Origin of the sequence: Streptomyces phaeoluteigriseus (genome assembly GCF_001896135.2) — a bacterium.
GTDB classification, from domain to species: domain Bacteria; phylum Actinomycetota; class Actinomycetes; order Streptomycetales; family Streptomycetaceae; genus Streptomyces; species Streptomyces phaeoluteigriseus.
Genome location: NZ_MPOH02000010.1, coordinates 5,335 through 19,327 on the forward strand (window position 1 = coordinate 5,335; position 13,993 = coordinate 19,327).

12 protein-coding genes and 2 pseudogenes are annotated in these 13,993 nt (G+C 66.8%); 9 read left to right on the forward strand and 5 right to left on the reverse strand.

Annotated features, from left to right (window positions below; all coding sequences use genetic code 11):
• Positions 1-1,550: 1,550 nt before the first annotated feature.
• Complete coding sequence (locus BM536_RS11100; RefSeq protein WP_143650888.1) at positions 1,551-1,736, reverse strand: hypothetical protein; 186 nt, start codon at positions 1,734-1,736, stop codon at positions 1,551-1,553.
• A 592-nt stretch (positions 1,737-2,328) separates the two neighbouring features.
• Here BM536_RS11100 and BM536_RS11110 point away from each other — a divergent pair.
• From BM536_RS11110 to BM536_RS11130, 5 genes and pseudogenes are all read left to right on the forward strand, one after another.
• Positions 2,329-2,517 carry a hypothetical protein gene (locus BM536_RS11110; protein WP_425444618.1) on the forward strand — a complete coding sequence of 63 codons (189 nt, stop codon included), beginning with the start codon at positions 2,329-2,331 and terminating at the stop codon, positions 2,515-2,517.
• The gene (locus BM536_RS11115; RefSeq protein ID WP_073498192.1) at positions 2,492-3,007 is read left to right on the forward strand and encodes a DUF6879 family protein; all 516 of its coding nucleotides are present in this window, start codon (positions 2,492-2,494) and stop codon (positions 3,005-3,007) included. Before BM536_RS11110 ends, BM536_RS11115 begins: the two co-directional genes overlap by 26 nt.
• Before the next feature lie 6 nt (positions 3,008-3,013).
• Complete coding sequence (locus BM536_RS11120; protein ID WP_073498190.1) at positions 3,014-3,868, forward strand: helix-turn-helix domain-containing protein; 855 nt, start codon at positions 3,014-3,016, stop codon at positions 3,866-3,868.
• A gap of 181 nt (positions 3,869-4,049) precedes the next feature.
• Positions 4,050-4,271 carry a hypothetical protein gene (locus BM536_RS11125; RefSeq protein WP_143650890.1) on the forward strand — a complete coding sequence of 74 codons (222 nt, stop codon included), beginning with the start codon at positions 4,050-4,052 and terminating at the stop codon, positions 4,269-4,271.
• A 289-nt stretch (positions 4,272-4,560) separates the two neighbouring features.
• A pseudogene (locus BM536_RS11130) lies at positions 4,561-5,492 on the forward strand (IS5 family transposase).
• On the opposite strand, the gene BM536_RS11135 reads toward BM536_RS11130, so the two are convergent.
• The 4 genes from BM536_RS11135 to BM536_RS11155 form a co-directional block, all read right to left on the reverse strand.
• Positions 5,441-6,532 (reverse strand): tetratricopeptide repeat protein, encoded by a 1,092-nt coding sequence (locus tag BM536_RS11135; protein ID WP_094102875.1) that lies wholly within the window; start codon positions 6,530-6,532, stop codon positions 5,441-5,443. The pseudogene BM536_RS11130 and the gene BM536_RS11135 sit on opposite strands and share 52 nt — an antisense overlap.
• Positions 6,529-7,377 (reverse strand): formylglycine-generating enzyme family protein, encoded by an 849-nt coding sequence (locus BM536_RS44790; RefSeq protein ID WP_425444619.1) that lies wholly within the window; start codon positions 7,375-7,377, stop codon positions 6,529-6,531. The genes BM536_RS11135 and BM536_RS44790 overlap by 4 nt, the downstream gene beginning before the upstream one ends.
• 590 nt (positions 7,378-7,967) lie before the next feature.
• On the reverse strand, positions 7,968-8,231 hold the full coding sequence (locus BM536_RS42715) for a hypothetical protein (protein ID WP_245873434.1): 264 nt from the start codon (positions 8,229-8,231) through the stop codon (positions 7,968-7,970).
• Positions 8,232-8,881: 650 nt separating this feature from the next.
• A complete protein-coding gene (locus BM536_RS11155; protein ID WP_073498180.1) occupies positions 8,882-9,175 on the reverse strand; it encodes a hypothetical protein in 294 nt (97 codons plus the stop codon).
• Positions 9,176-9,472: 297 nt separating this feature from the next.
• Here BM536_RS11155 and BM536_RS11160 point away from each other — a divergent pair, with 297 nt between their 5' ends.
• The 4 genes and pseudogenes from BM536_RS11160 (at position 9,473) to BM536_RS11175 (ending at position 13,684) form a co-directional block, all read left to right on the forward strand.
• Positions 9,473-9,823: a hypothetical protein gene (locus BM536_RS11160; RefSeq protein WP_073498178.1), complete on the forward strand. Its 351-nt coding sequence runs from the start codon at positions 9,473-9,475 to the stop codon at positions 9,821-9,823.
• 813 nt (positions 9,824-10,636) lie between these two features.
• A complete protein-coding gene (locus tag BM536_RS11165) occupies positions 10,637-11,749 on the forward strand; it encodes a bifunctional DNA primase/polymerase (RefSeq protein ID WP_079275212.1) in 1,113 nt (370 codons plus the stop codon).
• Positions 11,746-13,286: pseudogene (locus BM536_RS11170) on the forward strand (DNA primase family protein). The gene BM536_RS11165 and the pseudogene BM536_RS11170 overlap by 4 nt, the downstream one beginning before the upstream one ends.
• Positions 13,283-13,684, forward strand: a complete 402-nt coding sequence (locus BM536_RS11175; protein WP_073498176.1) for a DUF6009 family protein — start codon at positions 13,283-13,285, stop codon at positions 13,682-13,684. Before BM536_RS11170 ends, BM536_RS11175 begins: the two are co-directional and overlap by 4 nt.
• Positions 13,685-13,993 lie beyond the last annotated feature (309 nt).

Genomic DNA, 13,993 nt, shown 5'->3' on the forward strand with positions numbered 1-13,993 from the left:
AACCTCCAGCCACTACCCTGCGTAACGAATCTTCGCTGCCTCAACCTGCCAGTTGCGCCAAATAGGCCCTACCGGCGGACGCTCTTACCGTTCCTCCTCGGCGGCGGCCTGCTCAAGGGACGCTCTTCCCCGCTGTTCAGCCCTCAGGGCTCGTTCCTCGGCCTGCTGCGGGCGGCGACCTGCGGTTGCCGCCCGCTCGTTGGCTTCCCCCTGAGCCTCCATCCGAGCGTGTTCGACCGCCAGTTGCAGGTACGCGGGAGCTGTCCGCCAGACGTTCCCGTTCGCACCGGTGTGACGCTGCGCGTGCCCGTCGAGGATCCAGCCGACCGCATCGCTGAGCGAGCAGTCGAGATGCACCCACTTCGCCTTCGCCCTCAAAGTGCGTGGGTCCACTCATAGCGCGGCACGCCACGCCACACCTCCAGGCCTCGCAGCTGCTTCGGGGGACGCACCAGGAGGTTGGGCACCGAGCGCTGCCAGGGACCGGCTGTCTGGCGCGACCCAGCACACCCGACACCGTCGCGCCTATATCGGATGGTCCGCATTCGCGCGTCATCGGCAGTCATGGGGGAGAGCTGAGCTTCCAGCGCCATGTACGGCCGTCTTCGCTCGTCGTAGACCATCACGTCGGCACGCCAGTCCCGGGACTGACTGCTCACCCCCGACTCCGCACGCCACCCGGCCGCATGAGCCGCCATCGCCAGCAGATGACGCGCAGCCGATTCATGCGCGAGCTCGCAGCCGTGCGGTCCGCACCTGGTGGTAGAAGTGGCGAACATTGTGCTGGGACGTGCGGGCTAAAACCCGGCCCCGGCACTCGGGACACGCCAGCTCGACGCCTTGACACGGTGCACGTCTGACCAGAAAGGGCTGCAGCCGAGGTCGTCCAGCGACGCGTCCAGCCGTCCTGTATGGCTGTGTACCCCATGGTTCCCCCTGGCTTCCTACTCAGTGCCGGCGTCCCCACGCCGGACTGATGCTGAAACGGGCACCTGTTGAAAGGCGGGAACCCATCCCCTCTTGGCCGGGGGCGACTGGCAGGTGACGCAGGCCTGGAGGGCAGCCCACGGAACCGCATCTGCAGCGGCTGCACGTCACCGGCACACGTTGGCCTCCATGCACTCTGGGACGGCTGGCTGTGGTGCCTGAGCAGGGTGAGATGTTATTGGCGGGCCTATGCGGACGGAATGCCCCCTCGGGACCCGCTACCGCTTCCTTGCCGGTAGGGCTGGCGCGGACCATCGACCCTTACTACGTCTGAGAGTTGCCCGGGACGAGCATGGCCGGGGCAGCGCCGCTCCGTGTTCCGGGTGTCCGTTCCTGCGACCCGACGAGTGGTCTGCCCGACATCGGCCGAGCAGGCCGCTTGGAGTACACGTCAGCGTGTGCTTCCGGCCGGCGGCCGGGAAGGGCCATGTGGCACCCGCCTGCTCTCCTGACGCCGGGGGTGCGAGGACGGGCGGGCGTCGGGCGGCCGTCCCGGACGAGGGGCAGGACGGCCGCGGACCGTCTGCCCTCAGCGTCAGCACGGGTGGACGGAGTTCCGGTGGCTACTGCGGAAAGCCCAGCTCGTACAGGGCCTTGCCGTCGAGGCAGCAGTCCCGGTGGGTGCAGCGGGCGCACACCGTGATGTGGATGTTGTAGACGCGCTTGGCCTCACGGCGGAGGCAGACCTGGCAGCTGCGTGGCTCCCACCGCACCAGCTCGCCCTTGACCACGCTGACCCGTGCGCTCAAGGCATCGGTGGCGGTCTTGCCGCACCACACGCAGCACTCGCCAGTGAGGCGCCCGGCCGGGAGGTCAGCTGCCCTCGGCGTGGGCAGCAGCTCCGGCGCCCTTACGAAGCCGGGGTGCATGACTCGTCCGCGATCAGGGGGAGGTCGTACGCCTCGCGGCACGAGGAGCAGGCGAACAGGCAGGCGCCGCTGCTGTCCCGTACGGGACGCGCGGTGTTGCTGTACGCCTCATGCCAGGCGCACCAGGCGATCCCCGCAGGAGGGGTAGTGGAGGGCTGCTCAGTCTGCGTAGGCTTCACCGCGTCGACTCCAACCAGTCGGCCATCCCCGGGGCCGTTCACGCGGTCGCCGGGTTTGTCGTGCCTCCCCGACGCTAGAAAGGCGTGGCTCCCGGAGCCTACGAAGTTGCACCGAATTACAGGGCAGTTACCCGTTCAAGGTGTGCTGGCAAGCGCTCTTGACCGTGTGACCAGTGGGTATGAAGGTGGTGTAAATCGCTGCAACCGACTAGTGCGGAAGGCCAGCACCCATGAGCATTCACTTCGTTGGGATCGATCCCGAGACGGATGAGGACGGATGTCCCACAGTCTGGGTGGACACGGACACAGCCGACCTGCTGATCCAGAGCTACCAGGCAGACGAGGCGACGACCGCGACGTGCGACGGACTGTCACCCGCCAGGGCCCCGATCCCGCCCGGCGAGACGGTCATCAGGATTCCGGCCCGTATGGCCCCGATCATCAGGAAGGCACTCGATGAACTCGATCCCGGAGTTCGCTGAACTCCTCGCCTGCACTGCGAAGAGGGCAGTCCACCTGGAGATGCGGGACGAATACTTCAGCAACCCCCGCTTCGAGGCCTGGCAGAACGGTGATCGCATCGACTGGGACGACCGGTCGGCGTGGTGGCGTCCCTACCACCAGGACATCGCAAACGCCGTGGCCCGCGGCGTCCAGGTCCGCAGAGCCCGTGTGGTCTCGGAGCCGGTCACCGACTACATCGCCTGGGAGCACTACCAGACCCGCGCCAACGTCGAGGCGGGCGAACAGGTGCGGTGGCTGCCACGGCGCCAGGCGTGGGATCTCCTGCTGCCGGGCAGCGATCTATGGATGTTCGACGACCAGCTGATGCGCGTCCATCACTTCTCCGGCGACGGCGAGTGGATCGGCAAAGAACTGTGTGACGATCCGGCCGTCATCACGCAGCACGCCGCCGCCTTCCAGCAGGTCTGGGAGCGGGCCATCCCGCACGACGAGTATGAGATCAAGTAGCCCGATATGCCTCCCTTCCCGACGTCCAGCGTGCAGGAAGCACGCGCAGCTCTCGCCGCACGTCTGCGAGAGCTGCGCCTGGATGCGGGCATCACCGGCAAGGAACTCGCACGACGCTGCGGCTGGTCCGTCGCCAAGTCGTCCCGCATCGAGAACGCCGTCACCACTCCCTCGGACGCGGACATCCGCGCCTGGTGCAAGGCCTGCACTGCTGAGCACCAGGCGGCGGACCTGGTCGCCGCCCTCCGTCAGGCCGACTCCATGTATGTCCAGTGGAAGCGACTCCAGCGCACGGGCATGAAGCGGCTCCAGGACGCTTCTACGCCGCGGTACGAGCAAACCCGCCTGTTCCGCGTGTATGCCTCCCACGTCATTCCCGGCTATCTACAGACGCCCGGCTACGCCACCGCCCTCATGGGCACCATCGCCGGATTCCGCGGCACGCCCGACGATGTGAGCGAGGCCGTCGAGGCCCGCATGAACCGCTCTCACGTGGTCCACGCAGGCGATCACCGGTTCGCGACGCTCATCGAGGAGAACGTCCTGCACCACCGGATCGGCGACACGGAAGTGATGGCCGGCCAGTTGGGTAACCTCCTCGCCGCAATGGCTCTGCCCTCGATGTCGATCGGGATCGTCCCTGCAGCGGCGCCCCGAGAACAGATCATGTGGCCGCTGGAGCAGTTCACGGTCTTCGACGACGTACGCATCCATGTGGAGCTGCTCGCCGCGAAGGTGACGGTCACGGCCCCCGGCGAACTCGACATCTACCTGCGTGCGTTTGCCCGGCTCACGGAGATGGCCGTGTACGGCGCGGACGCGCGGGCCCTGATCTTGAGGGCCATCAAAGCACTCCGCTGACGCCGGCCACACGAAGGCAGCCAGTCTCCGATGGAGAGCCGGGCAGCTGGCTCCTACTTGGCTGGCTTCTTAAGTGGGTCGAGGAACAGGACGTGGATGGTTGCGACGCCGATGAACGCCCGGAGCGCCCAGGTGAGCAGGACGTGTTTGTCGTGCGGGTGCCCCTCAGCTGCCTCAGGCGGTGTCCGGAGACGCCCTTTCAGTGACGGCGTCGATCGGTGCCTGGGCTGCTGCGCGGATCGCCCGCTTTCGCGTCATGAGCGGGGCGGTGGCTGCGATGCAGTCCGTTTTCATGCTCAGAGTGTTTCTTCGCCGGGCGGGGATCGAAGGCGTCGACGAGGAGGATGTGGCGTCCCGGCTGAACGAGTGTCGAGGCGGCCGGCCGGACGTCTGGGAGCACTGAAGGCGACGGCGCCCTGTCCTTCGGCAGTGGAGAATGGGGGCGCGCCAGTAGTTGTCCTACCTCTCGCTTCCCTTCCGGATGAACGAGGCGATCGCGAGGCCCCGAGGAGGAAGCCGCCCGCGCTCGTGCCCACGCCTGTGGTGGTGGCTTCATACAGCGTCTGGTCGCCCACAAGGCGACCGAAGATGCTTGCAGCGAAGCCTGTGAAGTCCATCAGAACAGGTCAGGGACTAGGCACTGTTTCTCGGATCTCCCGACGCGGGTGGGGTGTTGGGGTCAGGCTGGCTGTATGGGCCGTGGGGATCTGACGAATGCGGAGTGGGATCGGCTGAAGTCGTTCTTACCTCCTGGTGGTGCGCGTGGTGGTCGGTGGAGCGACCACCGTCGGGTGATCAACGGGGTCCTGTACCGGGTGCGGACCGGTGTGCAGTGGCGGGATCTGCCGGAGCGGTTCGGGCCGTGGGAGACGGTCTATAAACGACATCGTCGCTGGTCAGCTGATGGGACCTGGCAGATGCTGCTGTCTCGCATCCAGGCAGCCGAGGACGCGGCGGGCGGGATCGACTGGGAGGTGTCGGTGGACTCGACAGCGGTTCGAGCCCACCAGCACGCCGCCGGCGCGAGGAAGGTGTCCCCGGCCGCCGTTCCTCAAAAGGGGGCCGGGCAGGGGACGAACCAGGTCGATCCGGTACTGCGGAAACTGGCCGCCCGTCTGGAGGAGGTGGTCAGATCGGCGAATGCCTGGGACGTTCCCGCGGCGGATTCACCACCAAGATCCACCTCGTCGCCGACGGGCGATGCCGACCCCTCGGCCTCGTCCTGACACCCGGACACTACGGTGACGGACCCCAGCTCGAGCGGATTATGGAGCAGGTATCGGTGCCCCGAACTGGAGTCGGCCGGCCTCGCACCCGGCCCGACCGTGTCCTGGCGGACAAGGCCTACACGTCTCGCAGAAACCGCCGCTACCTGCGACGACGCGGCATCCCGCACACGATCCCCGAACGCCTCGACCAGCAAAGACACCGCAAGAACCGAGGTTCCCGAGGCGGTCGACCCACCGGCTTCGACAGCGAGCGCTACAAGAAACGCAACACCGTCGAACGCACCGTCAACCGCCTCAAAGGCTTCCGGGCCGTCGCCACCCGCTACGAGAAACGCGCTTACATCTACCTCGGTACCGTCACGCTCGCAGCCCTCGTCATCTGGCTCAGAACATGATCCGAGAAACAGCGCCTAGCTGTAATTGACGGCATTAGCGCGAGGCGGGGGGAGCGCTCGACGGCCCAGGCAAGGTGAGGACCCGCTTCGGTGGTGTGCCCGGCGGCTACAAGAGCGCGGGCGAGGTCAAATCGGATCTCTACTCGCTCCGGTAGGTACCCTCGGGCGATCTCCAGTGCCTCCACTGCCGTTGCGGGATTTCCAAGGGCAAGGTGCGCTTGACCGATCGAGCGCCAGGCGAGCGCGTCGGTTGGGTTACGCTTTACCGCCCGGTTCGCCTCAGTGAGTGCCCGGTCCGGCCGACCCAGTCCGAGAAGTGTGTATGCTCGTCGGCCCCGTAGCTCCGCGTTGCGGGGGTCCTTACAGAGCAAGGCGTCGATCGTCTGCAGAGCCTCTTCGTATGCGGCGGCTGCTTCTTCTGCGCGGCCGAGTGCAGCAAGGATGTCGGCCCGTACGTTGCGCGCAGCCGTGTCGTCGGCCGATCGGCCTCTACGCTGCAGTATCCTGGGCAGGCCTGACGACGTCACGCTGCTCAGAAAACGCCGATCCTCGTCCAGATCTTCGAGTGCGCCTACCGGATCGCCCAGCTCGAAACGGCAGAGCGCACGCACTAGACGTACCTGTGCCCCTACCCTGCCCTTGTCTACCGCTTTGTCTACGAGTCGGTCAGCGATCACGGCTGACTCGCGGAACAGCCCAGCTGACCACAGCATCACCATCTCGCTGACGGCGCCAGTCACAGTTGACGACTGATTACTGATCCGCCGCTGGAAAACGACTGCCTCGCTTGCGCGCCCTGCAGCGTGCAGGGCCTTCGCCACCTCAGCTACCACGCCCGGGTTGTGCGGGCACACTGCTAGGAGCGCCTGGTAGGCCTGGGCAGCTTCGGCATGGCAACGCAGCCCTGATAACGCCTCGGCGACGATCCAGTGCGCCCCCAGAAGCTCAGGGGCAAAAGCCAGAGACCGGCGTGCTGCTTCCAACGCATCATCGAACCTGCGTGTCAGTAAGGCGTTCTCGGCAGCAAGGAGATCGCTCATTGGCAGCCTCTGTCCGGAGATGACCGGAAGGGCAACTGCACGGCCGCGCTTGTCGCCGTTCGCCGTGTCATCGGCAGCAACCCGGAAGCCAACCCACCTCTGGGCTTCGTGCGGAGCCCTGCTTGAGCGGAGCGACGCGCGAGCGAACGTGCCCGGGTCGCAGACCCGCCTCCTCGGATCACGCGCCAGGCGTCCGCTTCTTCCGAAACCCCATCCCTCGAGTGCGGCCGACAGGCCGTTTCACTGTAGACGTCCGCGACCCATTCCTGGACATTACCGCTCATATGCCGGATCCCGAATGGTGACACGTCGAGGGTCACTGAATTTACCTCGGCCGTAGTGCATAGCGCCCTCGATCCCCAGATCGGGTGCTCCATGGCTACGGAAAGATCGTTGAACCTTCCCTCGTGCGCTGGCTCCGCGTCTCCCCACGGATACCGCCGGCCATCCGTTCCCCGTGCCGCCAACTCCCACTCCGCCTCGCCGGGAAGACGCAGACCTGCCCATTCGCAGTACGCCAGTGCATCCCTGAACCGAATCCCGACTACCGGGTGATCTGACAGCATCCCCCACGGTGGGGCTTCGGGCTGGGGGTGATCAGTCACAGCGCAGAAGGCAAGATACTGCGACCACGTAACCAGGTCACGGGCGATATAGAAAGACCGCTGCAGGCGATGTATGTGTTCCGGTTGCTCGCTGTAGTGGAACGTGTCCGATCCCATCACGAAGGAGTCCGCGGGAATCCGGACGAGCGTGACGGTGGGGCCGGCACCAGGATCCCATGACAGAAACCTACCTGGACCAAGGGAATCGAAAATCAGAGTCTCCTTCCAACGTGGAAGCAGTCACCTCCGAGACTGCCCTTCTCTGCCATGGTCCAGCTTCAGCTACTACATAGAGCTGGGGAGACCCCTAGCTCACGAGAACTCAGCCCAGGACAAGTCAGTCTGGACTCGGAGCTGGACGGGCCTTCCCATCAGCAGCCGACGCATCGTCCAGCCTTGTGGCGTTGGGCTGCAGGTGAGGCAAGTGAGTAGCAGCAGGGTACCCGCCAGCCAAGCACCTCTTCCTGTGACGGGGACTTCGCCTCTGACGGCACTACAGCCAGCATCGACGGCAGCTGCTGAGGTTTCGGGTCGTCGTCGGGTTGTGACGGTTCATGATCCCTGCGCTGTTCCGGTGGTATGCGTTATTGGGAGGGTGGGGGCTTGACCTTGACCGGGCGTTTCGGGAGAAGATGCCGGCGGCTTGGCGCCCGGGCTCGGAGAGTCGCGTCATGGAAGACTGCCGCGACGGTCTGCAGGCCGGGCACCTTCAAGCGCTCGGCTATGGGCAGCGCGGAAGGGGACTGCTCGACGCCCTCGCCGACGCCAGCCAGCTCTGCGCCCTAGTGGTTCCTCTACGGAGAGCGGCGCTTTGTCTGGTGACGCCCTTCTCAGCGGCGCAGAAGGTCGGGGCGGGCATCGGCGAGGGCGAATGCCCGCGTGAGCCCTTCCACCAAAGATGGGTCAATGCCGTACAGACGGGCTCGCTCGTCCCTCTGGAGCAGCTTGCGTGCAGCGGCCGGGCCGATGCGGCGCTGCACCGCCTGGACGCTGGTGAGAGTGCCGCCGATCTTCACAGGCGGGATGGGGGCTGTGGGATGGTCGGCGAAGTGCTGCTGCACGTCGTCGTACGAGGCAGTACCGCCCAGGTCCACGATGCGGCGCAACCTGCGCGGGCCCTGGGCATCAGCGAGGCGACCATGCGGAACAGCCCTTGTTCTGTCCAGCCGTCCCCGATGTCGTCGCTGCCCAGAGCCTCCGGGCCGAGGCGAGGTTCCGCAGCTGACGCCATCGGCCAGTCATCAGGAACGTCCGGCCGTAGCCCGTAGGCGGCCTGAACGGCGGCAATCGCCTGCTCGTAGGTGTCCGTCTCGGTGTCGATCGACAACCTCATGCCGCCCCCTTGGTGATGATTAGAGCTTCAGGGCTGGCTTACCCGTGGCTGGTTGGAGACCTATGGATGCGTCCTGGGCGGTCCGGTGTCTGGTTGATACGGCAGACACTGCCCTGCTGGACCACTCTCGCGTGGGCAGGTGGGCAGTCGGCGGTACGCCTAGGGGCCCGCGATCAGCCAGAGGCTCAGGACGGCGTCCAGGTCCTCGCTGTGGCGGTAGACGATCCTGATGCCGCGTCCGCCGGTCTGCTCGGGCAGCAGCTGATTGGCTGCGCGGGTCAGCGTCCGGCAGGCCGCGGCCCTGCAGAGGGTCTTCCTCCAGCGCGCGGCGGATGCTCTCGACGGCCGCCCGCTCGGGCCGGCTGAATTCGGTGAGGATCTTTTCGGCAGGGTCGCTGAAGAAGGCGCGGGTCACCCAGTGGCCTCGGCCAGCTTGCGGCGCAGCTCAGCCTCAACATCCTCGGTGGAGCGGGCGAGTGCGGCCATGGCGCCGGGGCTGTAGCGCAGCAGGACGCGGTGGCGGTATGCCTGGGTGATCTCGCGGACCCTGGTCAGGTCGTCCAGCTCGATCGCGTCCAGTTCTGCCTCGAACTCCTGCCGGTCGCCGGGGAAGCCCCACGTGGACAGGGCCTCGCGCAGTTCGGCGAGAGTCCGCATGGGCGGGGCGAACTGGTGGGCGCCGGGCTCTTCGGGCTGTGCAGTCACGGGTGGCCTCCTCATGGTCGCTGCGTACGACGCTACTTGGGAGCGATGCGCTACGGGGAGGGACCCCCGATGGACGGCCGGCCTCGGTCGGACACCGGCGAGGCATCGGGAGGCGGCGTAGCTGTCGGGTGCGGCGCCACGGGGGGTGCGCCGCACCCTGCAGCCAGGGTAGCGGCCGGGCGGCTCCGGGCGGCCCCATTCTGCTCAACCTCCAGGTGGGCCAGCTCAGGCGGCGGCTCCTCAGGGCATGTGGTGATCCACTCTTGTCAACCGGCGCCCCGCTCTTAGGCTTCGCCCATGCAGCAAGCCGAGATCATGCAGCGAGTCGTCGGCATTCTTACCGAAGCGGTCGAGATGAGGCGACAGCTCCGCGAGAACCCCGACGCCAAGATGGCACTGACCGGATCCATTTCCGCGCTGCTCGTGGAAACTCTGCCCAAGATCAACCTGCCCTCAGATGCAAGCGCCCAGGAAACCACCGACATCATCACGGATGCCCTGGCGCCGGCCATCGTGACCCTCTCCAACTGCTTCTCCTACGCCTTCGTCCACCTGGCAGAGGTACACGACGAGGGCCGCACCGACACCTCAACCGCTGATGTCCTGCGGGCCCTGGCCCTCCAGTTCGCACCGCGAGACGGAGCCTGACCTGCCGCCCAGCCGCGGAACGGGGGAGTGGGAACGAGGCGCAGGTTGCAAGGCTTTCACCCGCCTGCAAACAGTGCTGTGAGCGATGGCCATCTGAAGCCTCCCGTGCCGACAGCTTCTTCCATCGACGGTATTCCTGTCACGATCACCGCCGTGCGACTGCTCAGCGGCATCAGCAACGCGGAGCGGTCGCCAGGAGAAGATCTGCCCTGTTCAAAGAGCCTTGGCCCGCGGCGAGGAGGCTGCCGGGGTCCGTGGCCCTGCACTGCTCTGGACAGGCGGTCTGCAGGGGGCCGCCTGGGAGCGGCTGATCGTCTGGACGAGGTGCCGGCCGTGGTTGCGCGCTTGATGTCGGTCGTTGAGTCGCTTCGGTCGCTTGGGTCGCTGTCGGACTGGCCGAAGCAGCGACTAAAGCGCAGCTACCCAGCGACTCTCTGGTCGCTGCTCTTGGTCTGCATGAAAGTGCAGGTCAGGCCAGTGGTAGGGGATTCGTAGCGACTGAAGCTACTCAGAGATGGAGTATATGAGTCCGTTCTTGTGTGTGCGTGTGTGTCATATATAGGAAGCTACAGTCGCTACAGTCGCTGTTTCGGGTTCATGATGGCCTTTCACCTGCGGTTTTTTCGAGACGCTCAAGCAGCGACTGGCCACGTTCCAGTCGCTGGCCGTTGCGTTGAGTCGCTGCTCACCCCAGCCGATCGCGTCATCGACACGGCATCCGTGTTCGTTTGCCTGTGCTGCACGACGTCGCGGGCCACGTTCGCTAGGCTGTGTCCGTCGTTGAGTCGCTTCGGTCGCTGATAGGGGGTGCGAATGCCTGCTGAACTGCGTTTTTCTGACAGCGACTCATGGCAGAGCGCCCCTGAGTCTTCAGTCGCTGCTTCCCTGGCCACCGCCAGCTGGTGCGCGCGCCGCGGCTGGCCCGTACATCCCCTTGCCGCAGGCCGCAAGACTCCGGCGGCCAACTGCTCCCAGTGCCGTACGACGCCCCACCGGCCCGCCGAGTGCCCGTGTCTGAGGGCAGGGCGGTGGTGCCATGGCTTCCATGCTGCCACTCTCGACCAGCGCCGCATCTCGGCATGGTGGGGTGCCCACCCGGAGTTCGGTGTTGGTATCGCCTGCGGCCCGGCAGGCTTGGTCGTCATCGACATCGACGCCCACTCCACACAACCGCCCACCCGGGACCGGATCCTGCCTGGCATCCCAATTGGTGACCACGTCGATCTGACCGGCCTGGCCAACGGTTTTCACACCCTTGCTGTCCTTGCCGCTCTGCGTGGCCAGCGCAGCCCTGCGGAAGACGACACCACGCTGCGGGTTCGTACGCCTTCGGGCGGCTTGCACGTCTGGTACCGGGCCGAAGACAACCGTCGCTGGCGCTGCTCGGCAGGCTCCAGCCAAGGGGCCGCGCTTGCCTGGCAGGTCGATGTCCGTGCACACGGCGGCTACATCATCGCCCCGGGCACCACCACCCGCGACGGCACCTACACCCCGCTCGGCAGTATTCGCGAGCCGACCGCCCTCCCCGTCTGGCTGGCCCAGGAGCTCGAGCGCACCGGCCACCTTCCCGCTCCCAGCATCCCCGCCCCCCGGCCGGTACCGCCCCGTGCCCTGCAGGCCGTTCTTGCCGCTGGCGGAGGCCAGCACGGCACTGAGCGCATGCTGGCGTCCGTCCTGGCACCCGTGGAAGCCTGCGGTCAGGTCAGTGAAGGCGCCGGCTTCTCCGACGTCCTCAACCGCGCCGCCTACACCCTCGGCGGACTCGTCGCCGCCGGGCGCCTCACCGAGGAAGAAGCCGAGCACGCCCTCACCGAGGCTGCAGCCTCGGCCCGCCCAGGGCAGGAGCGCCGTGCCGCGCAGATCATCAGCAGTGGCCTGACCGCCGGCCGCCGACACCCCCTCCACCTGAGAAGGGGCCCGCGATGACCTCATCCGGCAACGAGGCTGAGACCCTCTTCGAGTTCGACCCCGAAGCCGTCGCTGCCCAGATCCGCGCCCAGGCAGGCACCACCCCGGCCCCCACCGTCGCTCTGCCCGCGCAGGCGGACGCTTCCCGCGCGGCCGGCGGCGAGGCAACTTCCGCCGGACTGCTGCCGGACACCCTTACCGACCGCGGCAACGCCAAACTGTTCGTCAAGCTGTATGCCAACGACTACCGGCACGTGCCGGGCATCGGCTGGTACCGGTGGGACACCACCCGCTGGCAGATCGATGAGGACGACACCGTCCTGTGGGCAGCCGGCGACCTCGCCGAATCCATCGCCGCCCACGACCCCCGCGGATTGCTCACCACCCAGGCCCTGCAGTCCCACCGCCGCCGAGCCCTGTCCACCTCCGGCATCAACGCCATGCTCACCCAGGCCAAGTCAGCCCCCGGCATGGTCCTCAACGCTGCCCTCCTGGACGCCGACCCCTACGCCCTGTGCACCCCGGACGGCATCGTCGACCTGCGCACCGGACTGATCAAAACCCCCGACCCGAACAAGGACTTCCACTCCCGCTCCACCACCGTCGGACCACAGCCACTGCCCACCCCGCGCTGGCAGCGCTTCCTGACCGACACCTTCGGCGCGACCCCGAAGACCAGCAGATGATCACCTACCTGCAGCTGCTGCTGGGCTACTCCGTCACCGGCGACGTCGGCGGTCAGGTCCTGCCCTTCCTCTTCGGCTCCGGCAAGAACGGCAAGTCCGTCCTTCTCGACGTGCTGATGAAGCTCCTCGGCGACTACGCGGACGCCGCCCCGCCCGGCTTTCTCATGGCCCGCCCCTACGAAGGCCATCCCACCGACCTCGCCGAACTCCACGGCCGGCGCGTCATCGTCTGCTCCGAGGTCAAGCCCGGCGACAAGTTCGACGAAGGCCGCGTCAAGCTCCTCACCGGCGGTGACCGCATCAAAGCCCGCCGCATGAGGCAGGACTTCTTCGGCTTCAATCCCACCCACAAGCTCTGGCTGCTGGGCAACCACCGTCCAGAAGTCGGCACCGGCGGCTTCGCGTTCTGGCGCCGCATGCGCCTGATCCCCTTCGAACGCGTCGTCCCCGACCACCGCAAGATCGACAACTTGGCCGACATCCTCGTCACCGAGGAAGGCCCCGGCATCCTCGCCTGGCTCGTCGACGGCGCCCGCCGCTACCTCGCCGGCGACCGTGACCTCACCGGCCCTGAACGCGTCCGTATCGCCACCAGCGCCTATGCGGAAACTGAGGACCACACCGGCCGCTTCTATGAGGAGTGCTGCACCCTCGGCACCGACCTGCGCGCCGAGCAGACGGCCCTCTACGCCGTCTACCGCACTTGGTGCCAGAATGAAGGCGCACCGGCCATGTCCTCACGGGCGTTCGCCGCCCGCACCCGGGAACTCGTCGGACTGGCCTCACCTAAGCAGATGATCCTGTCCAACCAGCGCAAGCACTACCCCGGCATCGGACTGCTCACCGACCAGGAGAGGGAACGCACATGAGCTCCCTGATCACCGAGGACGAGATCAGCTACGAAGCCGACATCGTGTGGCTGGAGCCCGTCGACGACCTCGACTACGTTCGCCAAAGCCTGGACAGGCTGCCTACCCGCAAGGGCAAGCCCGCCTACCACCGCGACGGCCGCATGGTCGGCTACGCCCTCCTAGGCCCCGCAGCCAAACCCTCCCGCGCCTCCGGCACTTTCCGCCGCCGCGTCTTCTGGCTCCTGCCCCACGACCGCGACAGCCAGCCCGAAGGCCTCTACGCGAGGAGCGCGCCTGCCGAAGCCGTCGACCCGCGCACCCTTCAGCCACGGGTCAAGGGCTACAAGACCGAACGCTCCGAAGGCGGCCCCCCGTCAACCGCGATGCAGGAACTCGGCATAACGCTGCCGCTCTGACCGCACTTAAGAAACCGTCCAAAGTCGGTTGTTGTCACGTTCCGCCCCCGGGGTGGAAGGCCAGTACTCGGCTGGGATTCATGCAGGCCAACCCCCGGCGGTATCCAAGTTCGGCCACGAGCCAGCGTGACGTCCTCCCGAAGGGCACGTACCCGCTACAGCAGCCCCGGGCGCGCGACCCTTCGATGAGCGTCAGCCCCGGACGTGAGATGGGTCCATCCTGGAATCAGATCTAGGCAGTGTCTTCAAAGGGGCTTGAGCCAGAGGAATAGGGACGCGATGGTGACGGCTGCCTGGTAGGACTCGCGG

Coding starts and splice junctions, on each gene's coding strand:
- BM536_RS11135 (WP_094102875.1), bottom strand. CDS start 6,532: ATGAGCGATCTCCTTGCTGCCGAGAACGCCTTACTGACACGCAGGTTC.
- BM536_RS11165 (WP_079275212.1), top strand. CDS start 10,637: ATGCCTGCTGAACTGCGTTTTTCTGACAGCGACTCATGGCAGAGCGCC.
- BM536_RS11120 (WP_073498190.1), top strand. CDS start 3,014: ATGCCTCCCTTCCCGACGTCCAGCGTGCAGGAAGCACGCGCAGCTCTC.
- BM536_RS11115 (WP_073498192.1), top strand. CDS start 2,492: ATGAACTCGATCCCGGAGTTCGCTGAACTCCTCGCCTGCACTGCGAAG.
- BM536_RS11160 (WP_073498178.1), top strand. CDS start 9,473: ATGCAGCAAGCCGAGATCATGCAGCGAGTCGTCGGCATTCTTACCGAA.
- BM536_RS11175 (WP_073498176.1), top strand. CDS start 13,283: ATGAGCTCCCTGATCACCGAGGACGAGATCAGCTACGAAGCCGACATC.